Origin of the sequence: Shigella sp. FJ200513 (assembly GCF_040495915.1) — a bacterium.
Lineage (GTDB): Bacteria > Pseudomonadota > Gammaproteobacteria > Enterobacterales > Enterobacteriaceae > ECMA0423.
In genome coordinates this window covers 1-20,953 of record NZ_JBDYCV010000052.1, presented here as the reverse complement: position 1 = coordinate 20,953, position 20,953 = coordinate 1, and the positions used below count along the sequence as shown (strand labels likewise).

Below are 20,953 nucleotides of genomic sequence, written 5' to 3'. Positions count from 1 at the left end.
AGGAGGAAAATATGAGTCGTTCACAAAATTTACGCCACAATGTGATTAACCAGGTCATTGATGATATGGCGCGGGGTCATATCCCTTCCCCACTTCCATCGCAAAGTGCGCTGGCGGAAATGTACAACATCAGCCGCACTACAGTGCGTCATATTCTCAGCCAATTACGCGAATGCGGCGTCTTAACGCAGGTTGGAAACGACTATGTTATTGCGCGTAAACCTGACCATGATGACGGTTTCGCCTGTACTACCGCTTCAATGAGTGAACAAAACAAAGTGTTTGAGCAGGCTTTTTTCACGATGATAAACCAGCGTCAGTTACGCCCTAGGGAAACTTTTTCTGAACTGCAACTGGCTCGGGCCGCGGGTGTCAGCCCGGTGGTTGTAAGAGAATATCTTTTAAAATTCGGCCGTTATAATCTTATTCAAAGCGAAAAGCGCGGCCAGTGGAGCATGAAGCAATTCGATCAATCCTACGCCGAGCAGCTGTTTGAGCTACGCGAAATGCTCGAAACACATTCACTTCAGCACTTTCTCAACCTGCCTGATCATGATCCCCGCTGGCTGCAGGCGAAAACCATGCTAGAACGTCATCGGCTACTGCGTGACAACATCGGCAATAGCTTTCGCATGTTCTCGCAACTTGACAGAGATTTTCACTCCTTACTGCTTTCAGCTGCCGACAATATCTTTTTTGATCAATCGCTTGAGATCATCTCAGTCATCTTTCATTTTCACTATCAATGGGACGAAAGCGATCTTAAACAGCGCAATATCATTGCCGTCGATGAACATATGACCATTCTCAGCGCTCTGATTTGCCGCAGTGACCTTGATGCCACCCTTGCGCTCCGTAACCATTTGAATTCAGCTAAACAATCAATGATTCGATCCATTAATGAGAACACGCGTTATGCTCATTAAGTACGGATTAAAAACAGCAAACTATTAGCGGGTGCACGGTTTTATCAAAAGATAAATACCGGGAAATTCCCGCTTACCTATGCTCACAATCAGTCGACTAAAAATGTTTTTGTGAGCGGTAGTAAAGTCCTAAAACTTTAACCTGCCGTTAATGTCAACCTTGCGTAATGCACAATTACGTAAACAATTAAAATTATAAATACAGGAGTCCGGCGTGGAAAAAGAAAATATCACCCTCGATCCGCGTTCTTCATTTACTCCATCTTCGTCGGCAGATATTCCCGTGCCACCAGATGGATTAGTTCAACGCAGTACCCGAATTAAACGCATTCAAACCACCGCCATGTTGTTATTATTTTTTGCGGCGGTAATCAATTATCTCGACCGCAGTTCGCTGTCGGTAGCAAATTTAACGATTCGTGAAGAATTGGGATTAAGTGCCACCGAAATCGGCGCTTTGCTCTCCGTGTTTTCACTCGCTTACGGCATTGCGCAACTTCCTTGCGGCCCACTATTGGATCGTAAAGGCCCACGCCTGATGCTGGGACTGGGGATGTTCTTCTGGTCACTGTTCCAGGCCATGTCTGGCATGGTGCACAGCTTTACGCAGTTCGTGTTGGTGCGTATCGGTATGGGGATTGGTGAAGCGCCGATGAACCCATGCGGTGTAAAAGTCATTAACGACTGGTTCAACATCAAAGAGCGCGGACGCCCGATGGGCTTCTTCAACGCAGCTTCTACCATTGGCGTTGCTGTAAGCCCACCGATTCTGGCGGCAATGATGCTGGTGATGGGCTGGCGCGGGATGTTTATTACCATTGGTGTACTGGGGATTTTTCTCGCCATCGGCTGGTATATGCTCTATCGCAACCGCGAGCACGTAGAACTGACTGCCGTTGAACAAGCTTATCTCAATGCAGGTAGCGTCAATGCCCGCCGAGATCCGCTCAATTTTGCCGAATGGCGCAGCCTGTTCCGTAACCGCACAATGTGGGGAATGATGCTCGGATTCAGTGGCATCAACTACACTGCGTGGCTGTATCTGGCCTGGCTTCCTGGTTACCTGCAAACAGCCTATAACCTGGATTTAAAAAGCACAGGGTTGATGGCGGCTATCCCTTTCCTGTTTGGGGCTGCCGGGATGCTGGTCAACGGTTACGTTACTGACTGGCTGGTCAAAGGGGGAATGGCTCCGATTAAAAGCCGTAAGATCTGCATTATTACCGGGATGTTCTGTTCTGCCGCCTTTACGCTGATAGTACCACAAGCGACAACATCCATGATGGCGGTTCTGCTGATTGGCATGGCACTGTTCTGTATTCACTTTGCCGGAACATCCTGCTGGGGCTTGATCCACGTCGCAGTTGCTTCTCGCATGACTGCGTCGGTGGGCAGTATCCAGAACTTTGCCAGCTTCATCTGCGCCTCTTTCGCGCCGATCATTACTGGTTTTATTGTTGATACAACCCACTCATTCCGTCTGGCACTAATCATTTGCGGTTGCGTCACCGCAGCGGGAGCACTGGCGTACATCTTCCTGGTTCGCCAGCCGATCAACGACCCGCGTAAAGATTAAACTCCCTATGCCCGATAACATTTTGCTTATCGGGCATTTTTATGGCGATTAAAACGTTTCCCAGTTCTCCCCGCTATCTGCCACTGCCATTTTACGCGGCGTAGCTGGCGTCACGGTTTTTACCACAGCCGATGTTTCACGCTGCTGTTGCTGCTGTTGCTGAATCCGGAACACTGCCACAGCTTCGGTCAGGCGACTGGCCTGCTCTTCCAGCGCGGCGGCGGCAGCGGCAGATTCTTCCACCAGCGCGGCGTTCTGTTGAGTTACCCGGTCCATCTCAGCAACCGCTAAGCCAACCTGATCGATACCACGGCTCTGCTCATCAGAAGCAGAAGATATTTCGCCCATAATGTCCGTCACGCGGGTCACAGCACTGACAATCTCCGCCATTGTTTCCCCGGCGCTTTCGACCAGCGTAGAGCCAACATCCACTTTCCCCACCGAGTCTTCAATCAGGCTTTTAATTTCACGAACCGCCTGGGCGCTACGCTGGGCCAGATTACGCACTTCTCCCGCAACCACCGCAAAACCACGTCCTTGCTCACCCGCACGCGCTGCTTCAACCGCCGCGTTCAAAGCCAGAATATTGGTCTGGAAGGTAATGCCGTCAATTACGCTGATAATATCGGCGATTTTCTGCGAACTGGTGGAGATATCGCGCATAGTCTGCACCACGTTATCTACCACTTTGCCGCCGCGTTGCGCCGTTTCAGAAGCACTTAATGCCAGATGGCTGGCCTGGCGCGCATTCTCGGCGTTCTGTTTCACCGTTGCGGTCAGTTGCTCCATGCTGGCTGCCGTCTCTTCCAGCGAAGCGGCCTGTTGCTCGGTGCGCGAAGAGAGATCATTATTGCCGGTAGCGATTTCGCTGGCACCGCTATAGATGGCATTGGCCCCGTTGCGCACATCACCGACGGTACGCATCAGCTCTCCCTGCATATGGCGCAAACTCTCTGCCAGTTGCCCCATCTCATTAGAGCCATCCACCTCAATCGGTTTCACCAGATCGCCGCCTGCAATATGACGAATGCTGTCAATCAGGCGATTCATTGGCGCTACCAGCGAGGCTTTAATACCGAACCAGACGGCGAAGATGACCGCCAGTACGACGATCATCACGCCCACCAGAATCCACATCGCCTGGCTGTAGGAGGCATTGTTATCGCTGACGGCGATATCATAGAGCCGATCGTTTTGCTCCATGTAAGCCACATACTGCTTCTCGAAACCGTCCTGATATCCCTGGGTCGGCTGATCAAAGAACTCGTTGATTTTGCCTGCACCTAACAGTTGGATCAGCTCCGCCAGCGCATTGTGATAAATATCGTAATTACGTTTGATCTCTGCCGCTGCGGCGGTGCTCTGACGCGGGTCACGCGGCAACGCTTCGTAATCCGCCCAGTTTTTTTCCGCCTGTTTCAGCGAAATACTGGCACTCTGCATCAGCTCAGCAACGGTTGAACCGCTACCAATATTATTCTGATCCATCATGTAGCGGATACCCGCGCGGTTGAGGGTGTTACGCGTCTGCAACAACGCGACCCAGCTGCCATTCAGCGTGGGTTGCTGCTGGCGAATGGTTTGTAAAACAGTGAAATTTTCTTTGTCATTCTTTAAGGCATTAAAAAACAGACCGCCTGATGTCAGTTGTAAAAGGCCAAAAACGGCCAAAACCAGCAGTAAGCTGGTCACGATCTTGATACGTTTTAACATGGTTTCTCTTTCCTGTGGACCGATGCAAGATTTTCGGCCTGGAAAGCAAAAACTTTATGAAAAGGTGTAACCCGCCATCCATGGAAAAACCAGGCGCTGGTTATCAGATACTAAAAAGTTATTCATTATCGCCCGGGATGTCTTCTTGTCGGGAATTGCCCAGAGCAATAAATTCCTCTAACAGATGGGTTAACTGTTGCATTTTCTCGGCAGTAAACTGAGCTTCAATCTGCCGATAGGCTTCTTCAATCTGTGTCTGAGCGCGGTTATACAGCGCCTGCCCCTCTTTGGTCAGCGAGATATAGAGCTTCCGCTGATCATTGATCGGCTTTAATCGCAACACTAAACCGTCGCGTTCCATCCGCGTGAGGATCCCGGTCAGGCTTGGGCGCAAAATGCAGGCGCGATACGCCAGATCGTGAAAATCCATTGATGGGCTTTCCGCCAGAATACGCACGATGCGCCACTGTTGCTCAGTCAAATTATGCCGTTTAACGATTGGGCGAAAATAACTCATCGCCGCTTCTCGCGCCTGGAGCAACGCAATGGTTAGTGAGTCGTGCATTATCTTTCCCCTGAAAAATTCAAAATCATTAATATAGAAACAATTAATCATCACGTTACCGGGACTGAGCTGCCCCCGCAATTCTTCATTTTATCAAAATTGATGATATTTTATTAACTTACTGATATTTAATATTTTATTATCTTTAAATGTAAATAGTTTGTTAATTAGATCACATTTATATCACTTACTTTTGCCAAACTACGCAATCGGGAATAAAAGTAATCATTAACATATTAATGATTAAGATGATCGAATCCGAGGAGTGGTAATGAAAGGCACTATCTTCGCCGTAGCGTTGAACCATCGCAGCCAACTTGATGCCTGGCAGGAAGCGTTCCAGCAATCTCCCTACAAAGCCCCGCCTAAAACTGCGGTCTGGTTTATTAAACCGCGCAATACGGTGATTGGTTGCGGTGAACCGATTCCCTTTCCACAGGGTGAAAAAGTACTGAGCGGTGCGACTGTTGCGCTGATTGTGGGGAAAACGGCGACGAAAGTACGTGAAGAAGATGCGGCAGAGTACATCGCCGGATATGCGCTGGATAACGACGTCAGCCTGCCGGAAGAGAGCTTTTACCGTCCGGCAATCAAAGCAAAATGTCGTGATGGATTCTGCCCCATTGGCGAAACCGTGGCTCTCAGCAATGTCGATAATCTGACTATCTATACCGAGATCAACGGGCGTCCTGCCGATCACTGGAATACCGCCGATTTACAACGTAACGCCGCACAGCTGCTGAGCGCCCTGAGCGAATTTGCCACGCTGAATCCAGGCGATGCTATTCTGCTCGGCACGCCACAGGCGCGCGTGGAAATACAGCCAAGCGATCGCGTGCGTGTTCTCGCAGAAGGTTTCCCGCCGCTGGAAAATCCGGTAGTGGACGAACGTGAAGTGACCACGCGCAAGAGCTTCCCAACGCTGCCACACCCGCACGGTACGCTGTTTGCCCTCGGCCTGAACTACGCCGACCACGCCAGCGAACTGGAATTTAAGCCACCGGAAGAGCCGCTGGTGTTCCTGAAAGCGCCGAATACCCTCACTGGCGACAACCAGACCTCCGTGCGCCCGAACAATATTGAATACATGCACTACGAAGCGGAGCTGGTGGTAGTTATTGGCAAGCAGGCGCGTAACGTCAGCGAAGCCGATGCCATGGATTATGTCGCGGGCTACACCGTGTGTAACGACTACGCCATTCGCGACTATCTGGAAAACTACTACCGCCCTAACCTGCGGGTCAAAAGCCGCGACGGACTGACGCCGATGCTTTCAACCATCGTGCCGAAAGAGGCGATCCCGGACCCGCATAATCTGACCCTTCGCACCTTCGTCAACGGCGAGTTACGCCAGCAAGGCACCACCGCCGATCTGATCTTCAGCGTGCCCTTCCTGATCGCCTACTTAAGCGAATTTATGACCCTGAATCCGGGCGACATGATCGCCACCGGCACACCAAAAGGCTTATCTGACGTGGTGCCTGGCGATGAAGTAGTGGTGGAAGTAGAAGGCGTGGGCCGCCTGGTGAACCGAATTGTGAGTGAGGAAACAGCGAAATGAAAAAAGTAAATCATTGGATCAACGGCAAAAATGTTGCAGGTAACGACTACTTCCAGACTACCAATCCGGCAACGGGTGAAGTGCTGGCGGATGTGGCCTCTGGCGGTGAAGCGGAGATCAATCAGGCGGTAGCGGCAGCGAAAGAGGCGTTCCCGAAATGGGCTGATCTGCCGATGAAAGAGCGTGCGCGCCTGATGCGCCGTCTGGGCGATCTGATCGACCAGAACGTGCCTGAGATCGCCGCGATGGAAACCGCGGACACGGGCCTGCCGATCCATCAGACCAAAAATGTGTTGATCCCACGCGCTTCTCACAACTTTGAATTTTTCGCGGAAGTCTGCCAGCAGATGAACGGCAAGACCTATCCGGTTGACGACAAGATGCTCAACTACACGCTGGTGCAACCGGTAGGCGTTTGTGCGCTGGCGTCGCCGTGGAACGTGCCGTTTATGACCGCCACCTGGAAGGTCGCGCCGTGTCTGGCGCTGGGCAATACCGCGGTGCTGAAGATGTCGGAACTCTCCCCGCTGACCGCCGACCGCCTGGGTGAGCTGGCGCTGGAAGCTGGTATTCCGGCGGGCGTGCTAAACGTGGTACAGGGCTACGGCGCAACCGCAGGCGATGCGCTGGTCCGTCATCATGACGTGCGTGCCGTGTCGTTCACCGGCGGTACCGCCACCGGGCGCAACATCATGAAAAACGCCGGGCTGAAAAAATACTCCATGGAGCTGGGCGGTAAATCACCGGTGCTGATTTTTGAAGATGCCGATATTGAGCGTGCGCTGGACGCCGCCCTGTTCACCATCTTCTCAATCAACGGCGAACGCTGCACCGCCGGTTCGCGCATCTTTATTCAGCAGAGCATCTATCCAGAATTCGTTAAACGCTTTGCCGAACGCGCCAACCGTCTGCGCGTGGGCGATCCGAACGATCCGAATACCCAGGTTAGGGCGCTTATCAGTCAGCAACACTGGGAAAAAGTCTCCGGCTATATCCGTCTCGGCATTGAAGAAGGCGCAACCCTGTTGGCGGGCGGCCCGGATAAACCGTCCGACCTGCCTGCGCACCTGAAAGGCGGCAACTTCCTGCGCCCAACGGTGCTGGCGGACGTAGATAACCGTATGCGCGTTGCCCAGGAAGAGATTTTCGGGCCGGTCGCCTGCCTGCTGCCGTTTAAAGACGAAGCCGAAGGCTTACGCCTGGCAAACGACGTGGAGTACGGCCTCGCGTCGTACATCTGGACACAGGATGTCAGCAAAGTGTTACGCCTGGCGCGTGGCATTGAAGCAGGCATGGTGTTCGTCAACACCCAGAACGTGCGCGACCTGCGCCAGCCATTTGGCGGCGTAAAAGCCTCCGGCACCGGGCGTGAAGGCGGTGAGTACAGCTTCGAAGTGTTCGCGGAAATGAAGAACGTCTGCATTTCCATGGGCGACCATCCAATTCCGAAATGGGGAGTCTGATATGGGTAAGTTAGCGTTAGCCGCCAAGATCACGCACGTACCGTCGATGTATCTCTCTGAACTACCAGGAAAAAACCACGGTTGTCGCCAGGGTGCGATCGACGGGCATAAAGAGATCAGCAAGCGTTGCCGGGAAATGGGCGTCGATACCATTATCGTTTTCGATACTCACTGGCTGGTCAACAGTGCTTATCACATCAACTGTGCAGACCATTTTGAAGGCGTCTACACCAGCAACGAGCTGCCGCATTTTATTCGCGACATGACCTACAACTACGAGGGCAACCCGGAGTTGGGGCAGCTAATTGCCGAGGAAGCCTTAAAGCTCGGCGTGCGGGCAAAAGCGCACAATATTCCCAGCCTGAAACTGGAATACGGCACGCTGGTACCGATGCGCTACATGAATGAAGACAAGCACTTCAAAGTGGTCTCCATTTCGGCTTTCTGCACGGTTCACGATTTTGCCGACAGCCGCAAGCTGGGCGAAGCGATTCTGAAAGCGATCGAACAGTACGACGGCACCGTGGCGGTCCTTGCCAGCGGTTCGTTATCGCACCGCTTTATTGACGATCAGCGTGCGGAAGAAGGGATGAACAGCTACACCCGCGAGTTCGACCGCCAGATGGACGAGCGTGTGGTGAAGCTGTGGCGCGAAGGCCAGTTCAAAGAGTTTTGCAATATGCTGCCGGAGTACGCCGACTACTGCTACGGCGAAGGCAATATGCACGACACGGTGATGCTGCTGGGGATGCTCGGCTGGGATAAATACGACGGCAAGGTGGAGTTTATTACCGAGCTGTTCCCAAGCTCTGGCACCGGTCAGGTTAACGCTGTTTTCCCGCTGCCCGCGTAAGGACGTTTTATGCCGCACTTTATCGTGGAATGTACTGAAAATATTCGTGAAGAAGCCCGCTTACCTGAGCTGTTTGCCAGTGTTAACACTGCACTGGCGGCAACGGGGATTTTTCCGCTTGGGGGAATACGTAGCCGGGCGCACTGGATCGATACCTGGCAAATGGCTGATGGCAAGCACGATTACGCCTTTGTGCATATGACGCTAAAAATCGGCAGCGGACGCAGTCTGGAAAGCCGTCAGGAAGTGGGCGAAATGCTGTTTGATCTGATTAAAACGCACTTCGCCTCACTGATGGAGAGCCGTTACCTAGCGCTTTCATTTGAGATTGCAGAGCTGCACCCGACGTTGAATTTCAAACAGAACAACGTACACGCGTTGTTTAAATAAATTTGCACCAGCTTCCAGGCCGGATGATAAGGCGCTGCCGCATCCGGCAATGCCACAGGATATCGCTATGTTCGATAAACACACCCACACCCTGATCGCCCAGCGTCTGGATCAGGCAGAAAAACAGCGCGAACAGATCCGCGCGATCTCGCTGGATTACCCGGAGATCACCATCGAAGACGCCTACGCCGTGCAGCGCGAATGGGTTCGCCTGAAAATCGCCGAAAGTCGCACGCTGAAAGGCCACAAAATCGGTCTGACCTCGAAAGCGATGCAGGCAAGCTCGCAGATCAGCGAACCGGATTACGGTGCACTGCTGGACGACATGTTCTTCCACGATGGCAGCGATATCCCGACCGATCGCTTTATCGTGCCGCGCATTGAAGTGGAGCTGGCTTTTGTGCTGGCAAAACCGCTGCGTGGGCCAAACTGCACGCTGTTCGACGTTTACAACGCCACGGACTATGTGATCCCGGCGCTGGAGCTGATCGACGCTCGCTGCCACAACATCGATCCGGAAACCCAGCGCCCGCGCAAAGTATTCGACACCATTTCCGATAACGCCGCCAACGCCGGAGTGATCCTCGGAGGTCGTCCGATCAAACCAGACGAACTGGATCTGCGTTGGATCTCCGCCCTGATGTATCGCAATGGCGTGATTGAAGAAACCGGCGTCGCCGCTGGTGTGCTGAATCATCCGGCAAACGGCGTGGCCTGGCTGGCGAACAAACTCGCACCGTATGACGTACAACTGGAAACCGGGCAAATCATTCTCGGTGGTTCGTTCACCCTCCCGGTTCCGGCGCGTAAGGGCGACACCTTCCACGTCGATTACGGCAACATGGGCTCCATTAGCTGCCGCTTTGTTTAAGGAGAGAACGATGGAAAACAGTTTTAAAGCGGCGCTGAAAGCAGGCCGTCCGCAGATTGGATTATGGCTGGGGCTGAGCAGCAGCTACAGCGCGGAGTTACTGGCCGGACCAGGATTCGACTGGTTATTGATCGACGGTGAGCACGCGCCGAATAACGTGCAAACCGTGCTCACCCAACTACAGGCGATTGCGCCCTACCCCAGCCAGCCAGTGGTACGCCCATCGTGGAACGATCCGGTGCAAATCAAACAACTGCTGGACGTAGGCACACAAACCTTACTGGTGCCGATGGTACAAAACGCCGACGAAGCCCGTAAAGCGGTACGCGCCACCCGTTATCCCCCCGCCGGTATTCGCGGTGTGGGCAGTGCGCTGGCTCGCGCCTCGCGCTGGAATCGCATTCCTGATTACCTGCAAAAAGCCAACGATCAAATGTGCGTGCTGGTGCAGATCGAAACGCGTGAGGCAATGAAGAACTTACCGCAGATTCTGGACGTGGAAGGGGTCGACGGCGTGTTTATCGGCCCGGCGGATCTGAGCGCCGATATGGGTTATGCCGGTAATCCGCAGCACCCGGAAGTACAGGCCGCCATTGAGCAGGCGATCGTGCAGATCCGCGAAGCGGGCAAAGCGCCGGGGATCCTGATCGCCAATGAGCAACTGGCAAAACGCTATCTGGAACTGGGCGCGCTGTTTGTCGCCGTCGGCGTTGACACCACCCTGCTCGCCCGCGCCGCCGAAGCGCTGGCAGCACGGTTTGGTAATAGTTCTTCTATTTCGATGGCGAAGCAAAACAACAACTCTGTCTACTAAACGTACGATGTGGAGCGCATCATGACGACCTCTACCCTGCAATATAAAGATAATAAAACTGTTGAAATTGAACATCGTGTCATTAATAAATTATTTCGTCGCCTAATCATTTTTCTTTTTATTCTGTTTGTTTTTTCGTTTCTTGATCGCATCAATATAGGATTTGCCGGACTGACAATGGGCAAGGATCTTGGCCTGACGTCCACAATGTTTGGCCTCGCCGCAACACTCTTTTATGTCACGTACGTCATGTGCGGGATCCCCAGTAATATGATGTTAGCGAAAATTGGCGCTCGTCGATGGATCGCTGGGATCATGGTGGTCTGGGGAATTGCTTCCACCTGCACAATGTTTGCAACAAGCCCCGAAACACTCTATCTACTGCGTATGCTGGTTGGTATTGCTGAGGCGGGTTTTTTACCTGGTATTTTGGTTTATCTGACCTGGTGGTTCCCGGCATATCATCGGGCCAGAGCCAATGCCTTATTTATGATAGCGATGCCAGTCACTATGATGCTGGGATTGATCCTTTCAGGCTACATTCTGGCCTTGGATGGACTGTGGAATCTAAAAGGCTGGCAATGGCTCTTTTTGCTGGAAGGTCTGCCATCGGTCATTCTTGGTGTCGTCACCTGGTTTTATCTCAACGACACACCAGACCAGGCGACCTGGCTTGATGAAAACGAAAAACAGGCTTTAAAAACGATGATTCTCCGTGAACAAGAGAGTGCATTTGCCCATGCATCTGTTCCACGCTCAACCTTACGTGAAGTCCTGACCCCAGCCATCATGCTATATACACTTGCTTATTTTTGCCCGACTAATACTCTGAGTGCGATTAATATCTGGACGCCGCAAATCCTACAGAGTTTCAATACTGGCAGTAGCAACATCATGATTGGTTTGCTGGCGGCCATCCCCCAATTCTGCACAATTTTTGGCATGATCTGGTGGAGTCGTCGTTCCGACCGTCTTAAAGAACGCAAAAAGCATACGATTCTTCCCTACCTGTTTGCCGCTGCCGGATGGTTACTCGCTTCTGCGACAGATCACAGCCTCATTCAACTGAGCAGCATCATTATGGCCTCAATGGGATCATTTACCGCGATGACTATCTTTTGGACAACACCGGATCAAGTTATAAGCTTGCAATCGCGTGCCGTTGCGATGGCTGTCATCAATGCTGTCGGCAATGTAGGTTCAGCAGTCAGTCCATTACTTATCGGTATTTTGAAAGATGCAACCGGCAGTTTTAGCTCAGGTTTGTGGTTTGTAGCAGGATTGCTGGTACTGGGCGCGTTAGTCATGACCCGAATCCCTATGGGGAGTCGGGAACACTCTCTTTCATCTGAACTTATCGCACCAAAACCGCAATAAGGAGTCATGATGTCCAGTGAAGCTATCTTTGAACATGGTTATGAAAATATTGATTTGGTCCGGGAATATGATGCCCGCTACGCTGGTGAAGATGTGCATTATGAAACATTTGCCCGGTTAGCGAATTTCTTTGGACGCGATATGCGCCCTCACTGGCACGATAGATATTTTCAACTCCATTATCTGGTCACTGGACGCATTACTTTACAACTGGATGAGCACTTCTATTCTGTGCGCGCACCGCTTTTTGTACTAACACCACCATCGGTGCCACATACTTTCTTTACTGATCCTGATAGCGATGGGCATGTTCTGACCGTACGTCAGGAGTTAATTTGGCCCCTGGTAGAAAAGCTCTGGCCTGGTAGTGGAGATGCCGCAATGCTACAAGGTATCTGTCTGTCACTGGAGGGAATGGAACATACACTGGCGGCATTAAATCATTATTGGCCGATAATATCCCTGGAGTTTCAACAAAATAAGCAAGGACGGGAAATTCTATTGCAATCACTGGCGCAAAGTATTTTTACAATCCTACTGCGTGAAGCACCACCAAATGATATTTCAACATGCAGCGTGCGCGGCGAGATGTGTTTATTCCAGAAGTTTAATCGGCTGATTGACGAAAATTATCGCCAACATTTAATGGTCCCTGAATATGCAACAATGCTCGGTATGAGTGAATCACGGCTTACCGAGCTGTGCCGACGTTTTGCCAATCAATCGCCGAAGAGATTGATTTTCGAACGAGTGAGCCGGGAAGCCAGACGGCTTCTGCTCTATAGCGAGCAAAGCATCAATCAGATAGCCCTTGATCTTGGCTACAAAGATCCCGCCTATTTCGCCCGTTTTTTCAACCGAATGATGGGTTGCTCACCAACACAATTCCGTGGTCGCTGACCATTTATCAACCTGAGAGACTCGACATGAAAATATCTTTACGCTCACTATTTGTGGCGTGCCTGATTGCGCCAGTGGCATTCACCTACGCCTCCGAACCGCAATAAATGAAAATTGTACTACTTGGAACGAAAGGTGGCCCTTCTTTATTAAAAGCTGACCGTTTACCGATGGCAACGGCACTTATTATTGGCAATAAAACCTGGTTAATTGATGCTGGTTACGGGGCCAGCTTACAACTGGTAAAAAATAATATTCCACTGCGCCAGATTGATAATATTTTACTCACCCATTTACACAGTGATCATATTCTGGACTATCCATCAGTCTTAATGAATGCATGGGCTAGCGGTCTGCAGGACAAAACTATTCATGTATTCGGTCCGCCAGGCACCCGAGCCATGACCGCTGCCAGTTGGCAGGTCTTCGATCGGGACATCACACTGCGTATGGAAGAAGAAGGAAAACCCGATCCTCGCAAACTCGTTACAGCTCAAGATGTTGGTGAAGGCGTAGTTTATAAAGATGATACCGTGACCGTGACTGCATTAAAGGTCCCTCATTCTCCTTTCCCTGACGGTGAGGCTTTTGCTTATCGCTTCGACACACAAGGCAAGCGAATTGTCTTCTCAGGAGATACCTCGTACTTTCCCCCACTGGCAACTTTCTCAGAAGGCGCTGATATACTTGTGCATGAGGCCGTACATGAGCCCTCCGTCGCTAAGCTGGCAGACAGTATTGGCAATGGTAAAACACTGGCAAAAGCCATTGCTTCTCACCATACGACTATTGAGGATGTAGGCAAAATTGCCAATGAAGCAAAAGTGAAAAAACTCATCCTTAGCCACCTGGTACCAATCACCGTTCCGGATGAAACATGGAAGCAAGAAGCACAGAAAACTATTCAGGTCCTATCGTCGTTGGTCATGAAAATATGACGATTACCATTCCATTCGCCCCATAAAAAATTCCGTCCCCGTTAGCCCTTGTTAGCGGGGAATATTATGATTTGCCTTACTGTAAGTTGATCACGATCGCAGTTTACTATTTAACTCCACCTTGCTGTCGAAAAGTACCAACGTTCGCCTGAAACGTCTCTTCCCGACAACCGCGTTCAACGCTTCAATTAAATAACAAAAACAACACACAAAATTAACAATCGTATTCCGATTAATACTGTAGAGGTCGACATGAAACCAGAAGATTTCCGCGCCAGTACCCAACGTCCTTTCACCGGGGAAGAGTATCTGAAAAGCCTGCAGGATGGTCGCGAGATCTATATCTATGGCGAGCGAGTGAAAGACGTCACCACTCATCCGGCATTTCGTAATGCGGCAGCGTCTGTTGCCCAACTGTACGACGCGCTGCACAAACCGGAGATGCAGGACTCTCTGTGTTGGAACACCGACACCGGCAGCGGCGGCTATACCCATAAATTCTTCCGCGTGGCGAAAAGTGCCGACGACCTGCGCCAGCAACGCGACGCCATCGCTGAATGGTCACGCCTGAGCTATGGCTGGATGGGCCGTACCCCAGACTACAAAGCCGCTTTCGGTTGCGCACTGGGCGCGAATCCGGGCTTTTACGGTCAGTTCGAGCAGAACGCCCGTAACTGGTATACCCGTATTCAGGAAACTGGCCTCTACTTTAACCACGCGATTGTTAACCCACCGATCGTCATTTGCCGACCGATAAAGTGAAAGACGTTTACATCAAGCTGGAAAAAGAGACTGACGCCGGGATTATCGTCAGCGGTGCGAAAGTGGTTGCCACCAACTCGGCGCTGACTCACTACAACATGATTGGCTTCGGCTCGGCACAAGTGATGGGCGAAAACCCGGACTTCGCACTGATGTTCGTTGCGCCAATGGATGCCGATGGCGTGAAATTAATCTCCCGCGCCTCTTATGAGATGGTCGCGGGTGCTACCGGCTCGCCATACGACTACCCGCTCTCCAGCCGCTTCGATGAGAACGATGCGATTCTGGTGATGGATAACGTACTGATCCCATGGGAAAACGTGCTGATCTACCGCGATTTTGATCGCTGCCGTCGCTGGACGATGGAAGGCGGTTTCGCCCGTATGTATCCGCTGCAAGCCTGTGTGCGCCTGGCAGTGAAACTCGACTTCATTACGGCACTGCTGAAAAAATCACTCGAATGTACCGGCACCCTGGAGTTCCGTGGTGTGCAGGCCGATCTCGGTGAAGTGGTGGCGTGGCGCAACACCTTCTGGGCATTGAGTGACTCGATGTGTTCAGAAGCGACGCCGTGGGTCAACGGGGCTTATTTACCGGATCATGCCGCACTGCAAACCTATCGCGTACTGGCACCAATGGCCTACGCGAAGATCAAAAACATTATAGAACGCAACGTTACCAGTGGCCTGATCTACCTCCCTTCCAGTGCCCGTGACCTGAACAATCCGCAGATCGACCAGTATCTGGCGAAGTATGTGCGCGGTTCGAACGGTATGGATCACGTCCAGCGCATCAAGATCCTCAAACTGATGTGGGACGCCATTGGCAGCGAATTTGGTGGTCGTCACGAGCTGTATGAAATCAACTACTCCGGTAGCCAGGATGAGATTCGCCTGCAATGTCTGCGCCAGGCACAAAGCTCCGGCAATATGGACAAGATGATGGCGATGGTTGATCGCTGCCTGTCGGAATACGACCAGAACGGCTGGACTGTGCCGCACCTGCACAACAACGACGATATCAACATGCTGGATAAGCTGCTGAAATAACGCAGCAGGAGGTTAAGATGCAATTAGATGAACAACGCCTGCGCTTTCATGACGCGATGGCCAGCCTGTCGGCAGCGGTAAATATTATCACCACCGAGGGCGACGCCGGACAATGCGGGATTACGGCAACGGCTGTCTGCTCGGTCACGGATACACCACCGTCGCTGATGGTGTGCATTAACGCCAACAGTGCGATGAACCCGGTTTTTCAGGGCAACGGCAAGTTGTGCGTCAACGTCCTCAACCATGAGCAGGAACTGATGGCGCGCCACTTCGCGGGCATGACAGGCATGGCGATGGAAGAGCGTTTTAGCCTCTCATGCTGGCAAAAAGGTCCGCTGGCGCAGCCGGTGCTAAAAGGTTCGCTGGCCAGTCTTGAAGGAGAGATCCGCGATGTGCAGGCGATTGGCACACATCTGGTGTATCTGGTGGAGATTAAAAACATCATCCTCAGTGCAGAAGGTCACGGACTTATTTACTTTAAACGCCGTTTCCATCCGGTGATGCTGGAAATGGAAGCTGCGATTTAAGCTCCAGCCCCTTCACGCATTCGTCGAAGGGGCATTTTTATTGTGATCTCAATCACATATCTACCCGATGAATAATTCTTGCCCAACCGCTCACCGCCATTCCTGACCGCTTACATCCCTAAAATAACCACTCAGTTATTTACCTTACTTTACGCGCACGTATCTCTGGCAACATCACTGCAGGATAGCGGTCAATTTACCTCCTCAAACGCAACGCAAACCTAGAACGGCTTCGGCCTATGATTAACAAATTACTCTATGGATTTTGGTTTGCAGGAAGGCAGCAAGTGAGTGAATCCCCGGGAGCTTACAAAAGTAAGTGTCAGAGGTGAACGAACGCAGCTGCCGCACCTGTAAGCCAAAAGACGACGAGTAAAATGCCAGGTTTTACTATGGATACGAAAAAACTATTCAAGCACATACCCTGGGTGATTCTCGGAATCATCGGTGCATTCTGCCTCGCGGTAGTTGCATTACGTCGGGGGGAGCACGTCAGCGCCCTGTGGATCGTGGTCGCCTCTGTGTCGGTGTATCTGGTGGCGTATCGCTACTACAGTCTGTACATCGCCCAGAAGGTGATGAAACTCGACCCCACGCGCGCGACGCCTGCGGTTATTAACAACGACGGTCTGAACTACGTTCCGACCAACCGTTACGTGTTGTTTGGTCACCACTTCGCCGCTATCGCCGGTGCTGGTCCGCTGGTGGGACCGGTTCTCGCCGCGCAGATGGGCTACCTGCCTGGCACGCTGTGGCTGCTGGCGGGGGTAGTGCTGGCCGGTGCGGTACAGGACTTTATGGTGCTGTTTATCTCCTCTCGCCGTAACGGCGCATCTCTCGGTGAGATGATCAAAGAAGAGATGGGGCCAGTACCGGGGACTATCGCGCTGTTTGGCTGTTTCTTAATCATGATCATCATCCTCGCCGTTCTGGCGCTGATTGTGGTTAAAGCCCTGGCCGAAAGTCCGTGGGGTGTCTTCACCGTTTGCTCAACCGTACCGATTGCGCTGTTTATGGGTATCTACATGCGCTTTATCCGTCCGGGGCGTGTGGGTGAAGTCTCTGTTATTGGTATCGTGCTGCTGGTTGCCTCTATCTACTTCGGTGGCGTGATTGCTCACGATCCGTACTGGGGTCCGGCACTGACCTTTAAAGACACCACCATTACCTTCGCGCTGATTGGCTATGCGTTTGTTTCCGCACTGCTGCCGGTGTGGCTGATCCTCGCACCGCGCGACTATCTGGCAACCTTCCTGAAAATCGGCGTTATCGTCGGCCTGGCGCTGGGTATCGTGGTGCTGAACCCGGAACTGAAAATGCCTGCGATGACCCAGTACATTGACGGTACTGGCCCGCTGTGGAAAGGCGCTCTGTTCCCGTTCCTGTTCATCACCATCGCCTGTGGTGCGGTATCTGGCTTCCACGCGCTGATCTCTTCCGGTACGACGCCGAAACTGCTGGCTAACGAAACCGACGCGCGTTTCATTGGCTACGGCGCAATGCTGATGGAGTCCTTCGTGGCGATTATGGCGCTGGTTGCAGCGTCCATCATCGAACCGGGTCTTTACTTCGCGATGAACACCCCGCCTGCTGGCCTTGGCATCACCATGCCTAACCTGCATGAAATGGGTGGCGAGAACGCGCCGATCATCATGGCGCAGCTGAAAGACGTTACCGCACACGCGGCAGCGACCGTCAGCTCCTGGGGCTTCGTGATTTCGCCAGAGCAGATCCTGCAAACCGCGAAAGACATTGGTGAGCCTTCTGTCCTGAACCGTGCAGGTGGTGCGCCGACGCTGGCGGTAGGTATCGCTCACGTGTTCCACAAAGTGCTGCCGATGGCTGACATGGGCTTCTGGTATCACTTCGGTATTCTGTTCGAAGCCCTGTTCATCCTGACCGCGCTGGATGCGGGTACCCGTTCTGGCCGCTTTATGCTGCAAGACCTGCTGGGTAACTTCATCCCGTTCCTGAAAAAAACCGACTCTCTGGTTGCCGGTATCATCGGTACTGCGGGCTGTGTGGGTCTGTGGGGCTACCTGCTGTATCAGGGCGTGGTCGATCCGCTGGGCGGCGTTAAGAGCCTGTGGCCGCTGTTCGGTATCTCCAACCAGATGCTGGCAGCCGTAGCGCTGGTACTGGGCACCGTTGTGCTGATTAAGATGAAGCGCACCCAATACATCTGGGTAACTGTTGTTCCGGCTGTATGGCTGCTTATCTGCACCACCTGGGCGCTGGGTCTGAAACTGTTCAGCACCAACCCGCAGATGGAAGGCTTCTTCTACATGGCAAGCCAGTACAAAGAGAAGATTGCTAACGGTACTGACCTGACGGCGCAGCAGATTGCCAACATGAACCACATCGTTGTGAACAACTACACCAACGCAGGCCTGAGTATTCTGTTCCTGATTGTGGTGTACAGCATCATCTTCTACGGTTTCAAAACCTGGCTTGCGGTGCGTAACAGCGACAAACGTACTGACAAAGAAACACCGTACGTTCCAATCCCGGAAGGCGGCGTGAAGATCTCTTCGCACCACTAACCGTGTTTAGCCCCGCTTCGGCGGGGCTTTGTTCTTATCAGAGTGAACTATGTTTGGTAACTTAGGACAGGCAAAAAAATATCTCGGCCAGGCGGCGAAGATGTTGATTGGTATTCCAGACTACGACAACTACGTCGAGCATATGAAGACCAACCATCCCGACAAGCCGTACATGAGCTATGAAGAATTCTTCCGCGAACGCCAGAACGCGCGCTACGGCGGCGATGGTAAAGGCGGTATGCGCTGTTGTTAATGGAGAGAGCATGAACCCGATTGCAGTTACCCTACTCACCGGTTTTTTAGGCGCGGGCAAAACTACCCTGCTGCGCCATATTCTTAACGAACAACACGGCTACAAGATTGCCGTGATTGAAAACGAATTCGGCGAAGTCTCCGTTGATGACCAACTGATTGGCGACCGCGCCACGCAGATCAAAACGCTGACCAACGGCTGCATCTGCTGTTCGCGCTCCAACGAGCTGGAGGACGCACTACTCGACCTGCTGGATAATCTCGACAAGGGCAATATTCAGTTCGATCGTCTGGTGATTGAATGCACCGGCATGGCCGATCCCGGCCCGATTATTCAGACCTTTTTCTCCCATGAGATTTTATGCCAGCTCTACCTGCTGGACGGCGTGATTGCGCTGGTGGATGCGGTACATGCCGATGAGCAGATGAACCAGTTCACCATCGCCCAGTCCCAGGTGGGCTACGCCGACCGTATTCTGCTGACTAAAACCGACGTCGCAGGCGAAGCAGAGAAACTGCGTGAACGCCTGGCGCGCATCAACGCCCGCGCACCGGTCTACACCGTCACCCACGGCGACATCGACCTGGGCCTGCTGTTCAACACCAACGGTTTTATGCTGGAAGAGAACGTCGTCAGCACCAAACCGCGTTTCCACTTTATCGCGGATAAACAAAACGATATTTCGTCAATTGTGGTGGAACTGGATTACCCGGTAGATATCAGCGAAGTTTCCCGCGTGATGGAAAACCTGCTGCTGGAATCGGCGGATAAACTGCTGCGTTACAAAGGGATGCTGTGGATTGACGGCGAACCTAACCGCCTGCTGTTCCAGGGCGTCCAGCGCCTCTACAGCGCCGACTGGGACAGGCCGTGGGGCGATGAAAAACCGCATAGCACAATGGTGTTTATCGGGATTCAGTTGCCGGAGGAAGAGATTCGGGCGGCGTTTGCGGGATTGAGGAAGTAAGTTCGGGAAAGATCAACTTTTTGAGAGTTCCACCGCAACATTATTACGAGTGGAACTCTTTAGATATGTCAGACCAACCAAAGCTTCTTCAATTGCGTTTTCATTTTTTCATGTCTCATTTTCAGTTCAGCCAATCCCCATTCTGAAGAATTACAAACATCTTTTGTTAAATAAAAAGAGCTTTTACTATTAAGTTTCTCATAAATAGATTTCTTTTTGATAAAATCATAGTGTTGTGTTTCAGAATTTTTGGAACCACTTATGAGTGTTAAATTACCTATTTTATGCAGCCAGTAGACATGCTCTTGAGGTTGGAATCTATTAATCCAGTATTCATTAACTAATGCTTGAGGAAGAATATGCTCAATTGTGATTCTCCCCGTATAGGTTTTAATCACGCTCTCATCTTGTTGCTCCATATCTAAGCGAAGCAAAATTGCTTTTATTAAGTTCACTTGATTCGGACGAGGCTCATATAAATCTTCATCCAGAGCAGCTATAAAACCTGAATTATCTGCATGTTGGTTTATCTGATTTATCACAGAATCAAAAGGCATATCATTATTTATTGCTACCAGAGCAGAATAACAAACCATTTCTCTTTGGCTTTTAATTTGTTTTTTTAACCACCCATGCATATATACCTTCTCAAAGGCGGTAATAAATTGAGAAAAATCATCTAAATTAAAATCTTCTGTACGAGCCATTCGATTCATGAATGCCATAACCGGAGGAATCCACTCATCTACCCCTAAATTACTTAGCGATGCTATTTTTCGTCGTATTGAAGGGTGTTCAAAATCATTCTCTAAAATCTTAGTATAATTTTTGGTAATGACTCCAACTTACTGATAGTGTTTTATGTTCAGATAATGCCCGATGACCTTGTCATGCAGCTCCAC

17 protein-coding genes and 3 pseudogenes are annotated in these 20,953 nt (G+C 51.6%); 16 read left to right on the top strand and 4 right to left on the bottom strand.

Annotation, left to right across the window (positions count from 1 at the left end):
• The first annotated feature begins 11 nt into the window (after nt 1-11).
• On the top strand, nt 12-926 hold the full coding sequence (locus ABZJ92_RS12665; protein ID WP_000091584.1) for a GntR family transcriptional regulator: 915 nt from the start codon (nt 12-14) through the stop codon (nt 924-926).
• A 214-nt stretch (nt 927-1,140) separates the two neighbouring features.
• Nucleotides 1,141-2,502, top strand: coding sequence for an MFS transporter (locus tag ABZJ92_RS12660; RefSeq protein ID WP_000410138.1), 1,362 nt, complete (start codon nt 1,141-1,143; stop codon nt 2,500-2,502).
• Nucleotides 2,503-2,550: 48 nt separating this feature from the next.
• Here the strand turns inward: ABZJ92_RS12660 and tsr are convergent, their stop codons facing one another.
• Both tsr and hpaR read right to left on the bottom strand, forming a co-directional pair.
• Entirely contained in the window at nt 2,551-4,215 is a 1,665-nt protein-coding gene (tsr, locus tag ABZJ92_RS12655) for a methyl-accepting chemotaxis protein (RefSeq protein WP_000919530.1), read from the bottom strand.
• A 118-nt stretch (nt 4,216-4,333) separates the two neighbouring features.
• Nucleotides 4,334-4,780 carry a homoprotocatechuate degradation operon regulator HpaR gene (hpaR, locus tag ABZJ92_RS12650; protein ID WP_000543916.1) on the bottom strand — a complete coding sequence of 149 codons (447 nt, stop codon included), beginning with the start codon at nt 4,778-4,780 and terminating at the stop codon, nt 4,334-4,336.
• Nucleotides 4,781-5,051: 271 nt separating this feature from the next.
• Here hpaR and hpaG point away from each other — a divergent pair, with 271 nt between their 5' ends.
• The 14 genes and pseudogenes from hpaG to yjiA all read left to right on the top strand — a co-directional run bounded on the left by hpaG (nt 5,052) and on the right by yjiA (nt 20,051).
• Nucleotides 5,052-6,341 carry a 4-hydroxyphenylacetate degradation bifunctional isomerase/decarboxylase gene (hpaG, locus tag ABZJ92_RS12645; RefSeq protein WP_000679100.1) on the top strand — a complete coding sequence of 430 codons (1,290 nt, stop codon included), beginning with the start codon at nt 5,052-5,054 and terminating at the stop codon, nt 6,339-6,341.
• A complete protein-coding gene (gene hpaE / locus ABZJ92_RS12640) occupies nt 6,338-7,804 on the top strand; it encodes a 5-carboxymethyl-2-hydroxymuconate semialdehyde dehydrogenase (RefSeq protein WP_000757498.1) in 1,467 nt (488 codons plus the stop codon). The genes hpaG and hpaE overlap by 4 nt, the downstream gene beginning before the upstream one ends.
• A gap of 1 nt (nt 7,805) precedes the next feature.
• On the top strand, nt 7,806-8,657 hold the full coding sequence (gene hpaD / locus ABZJ92_RS12635; protein WP_000516996.1) for a 3,4-dihydroxyphenylacetate 2,3-dioxygenase: 852 nt from the start codon (nt 7,806-7,808) through the stop codon (nt 8,655-8,657).
• A gap of 9 nt (nt 8,658-8,666) precedes the next feature.
• Entirely contained in the window at nt 8,667-9,047 is a 381-nt protein-coding gene (locus tag ABZJ92_RS12630; protein ID WP_001119868.1) for a 5-carboxymethyl-2-hydroxymuconate Delta-isomerase, read from the top strand.
• A gap of 67 nt (nt 9,048-9,114) precedes the next feature.
• Nucleotides 9,115-9,918 carry a 2-oxo-hept-4-ene-1,7-dioate hydratase gene (gene hpaH, locus ABZJ92_RS12625; RefSeq protein WP_000459757.1) on the top strand — a complete coding sequence of 268 codons (804 nt, stop codon included), beginning with the start codon at nt 9,115-9,117 and terminating at the stop codon, nt 9,916-9,918.
• Nucleotides 9,919-9,928: 10 nt separating this feature from the next.
• Complete coding sequence (gene hpaI / locus ABZJ92_RS12620; RefSeq protein ID WP_000431715.1) at nt 9,929-10,732, top strand: 4-hydroxy-2-oxoheptanedioate aldolase; 804 nt, start codon at nt 9,929-9,931, stop codon at nt 10,730-10,732.
• Nucleotides 10,733-10,753: 21 nt separating this feature from the next.
• Nucleotides 10,754-12,109, top strand: a complete 1,356-nt coding sequence (hpaX, locus tag ABZJ92_RS12615; RefSeq protein ID WP_000213781.1) for a 4-hydroxyphenylacetate permease — start codon at nt 10,754-10,756, stop codon at nt 12,107-12,109.
• Between the two features lie 9 nt (nt 12,110-12,118).
• A complete protein-coding gene (gene hpaA / locus ABZJ92_RS12610; RefSeq protein WP_000093495.1) occupies nt 12,119-13,009 on the top strand; it encodes a 4-hydroxyphenylacetate catabolism regulatory protein HpaA in 891 nt (296 codons plus the stop codon).
• A 107-nt stretch (nt 13,010-13,116) separates the two neighbouring features.
• Nucleotides 13,117-13,973: pseudogene (locus tag ABZJ92_RS12605) on the top strand (MBL fold metallo-hydrolase).
• 226 nt (nt 13,974-14,199) lie between these two features.
• Nucleotides 14,200-15,758, top strand: a pseudogene (gene hpaB, locus ABZJ92_RS12600) (4-hydroxyphenylacetate 3-monooxygenase, oxygenase component).
• Nucleotides 15,759-15,775: 17 nt separating this feature from the next.
• Nucleotides 15,776-16,288: a 4-hydroxyphenylacetate 3-monooxygenase reductase subunit gene (locus tag ABZJ92_RS12595; protein ID WP_001175448.1), complete on the top strand. Its 513-nt coding sequence runs from the start codon at nt 15,776-15,778 to the stop codon at nt 16,286-16,288.
• A gap of 392 nt (nt 16,289-16,680) precedes the next feature.
• Complete coding sequence (gene btsT / locus ABZJ92_RS12590) at nt 16,681-18,831, top strand: pyruvate/proton symporter BtsT (RefSeq protein ID WP_001298933.1); 2,151 nt, start codon at nt 16,681-16,683, stop codon at nt 18,829-18,831.
• Between the two features lie 49 nt (nt 18,832-18,880).
• Nucleotides 18,881-19,084: a YbdD/YjiX family protein gene (locus ABZJ92_RS12585; protein ID WP_000467859.1), complete on the top strand. Its 204-nt coding sequence runs from the start codon at nt 18,881-18,883 to the stop codon at nt 19,082-19,084.
• A 10-nt stretch (nt 19,085-19,094) separates the two neighbouring features.
• Nucleotides 19,095-20,051 (top strand): GTPase, encoded by a 957-nt coding sequence (yjiA, locus tag ABZJ92_RS12580; RefSeq protein WP_005053801.1) that lies wholly within the window; start codon nt 19,095-19,097, stop codon nt 20,049-20,051.
• A 68-nt stretch (nt 20,052-20,119) separates the two neighbouring features.
• Here yjiA and ABZJ92_RS12575 read toward each other — a convergent pair.
• A pseudogene (locus tag ABZJ92_RS12575) lies at nt 20,120-20,881 on the bottom strand (HNH endonuclease family protein); the annotation flags it as partial.
• 15 nt (nt 20,882-20,896) lie between these two features.
• Nucleotides 20,897-20,953 (bottom strand): IS1 family transposase, encoded by a 57-nt coding sequence (locus ABZJ92_RS12570; RefSeq protein ID WP_003032489.1) that lies wholly within the window; start codon nt 20,951-20,953, stop codon nt 20,897-20,899.

Bases quoted from the DNA above. Each gene is read 5' to 3' on its own strand.
- ABZJ92_RS12665 (WP_000091584.1), top strand. From the start codon at position 12: ATGAGTCGTTCACAAAATTTACGCCACAATGTGATTAACCAGGTCATT.
- tsr (WP_000919530.1), bottom strand. From the start codon at position 4,215: ATGTTAAAACGTATCAAGATCGTGACCAGCTTACTGCTGGTTTTGGCC.
- hpaR (WP_000543916.1), bottom strand. From the start codon at position 4,780: ATGCACGACTCACTAACCATTGCGTTGCTCCAGGCGCGAGAAGCGGCG.
- hpaG (WP_000679100.1), top strand. From the start codon at position 5,052: ATGAAAGGCACTATCTTCGCCGTAGCGTTGAACCATCGCAGCCAACTT.
- hpaE (WP_000757498.1), top strand. From the start codon at position 6,338: ATGAAAAAAGTAAATCATTGGATCAACGGCAAAAATGTTGCAGGTAAC.
- hpaD (WP_000516996.1), top strand. From the start codon at position 7,806: ATGGGTAAGTTAGCGTTAGCCGCCAAGATCACGCACGTACCGTCGATG.
- ABZJ92_RS12630 (WP_001119868.1), top strand. From the start codon at position 8,667: ATGCCGCACTTTATCGTGGAATGTACTGAAAATATTCGTGAAGAAGCC.
- hpaH (WP_000459757.1), top strand. From the start codon at position 9,115: ATGTTCGATAAACACACCCACACCCTGATCGCCCAGCGTCTGGATCAG.
- hpaI (WP_000431715.1), top strand. From the start codon at position 9,929: ATGGAAAACAGTTTTAAAGCGGCGCTGAAAGCAGGCCGTCCGCAGATT.
- hpaX (WP_000213781.1), top strand. From the start codon at position 10,754: ATGACGACCTCTACCCTGCAATATAAAGATAATAAAACTGTTGAAATT.
- hpaA (WP_000093495.1), top strand. From the start codon at position 12,119: ATGTCCAGTGAAGCTATCTTTGAACATGGTTATGAAAATATTGATTTG.
- ABZJ92_RS12595 (WP_001175448.1), top strand. From the start codon at position 15,776: ATGCAATTAGATGAACAACGCCTGCGCTTTCATGACGCGATGGCCAGC.
- btsT (WP_001298933.1), top strand. From the start codon at position 16,681: ATGGATACGAAAAAACTATTCAAGCACATACCCTGGGTGATTCTCGGA.
- ABZJ92_RS12585 (WP_000467859.1), top strand. From the start codon at position 18,881: ATGTTTGGTAACTTAGGACAGGCAAAAAAATATCTCGGCCAGGCGGCG.
- yjiA (WP_005053801.1), top strand. From the start codon at position 19,095: ATGAACCCGATTGCAGTTACCCTACTCACCGGTTTTTTAGGCGCGGGC.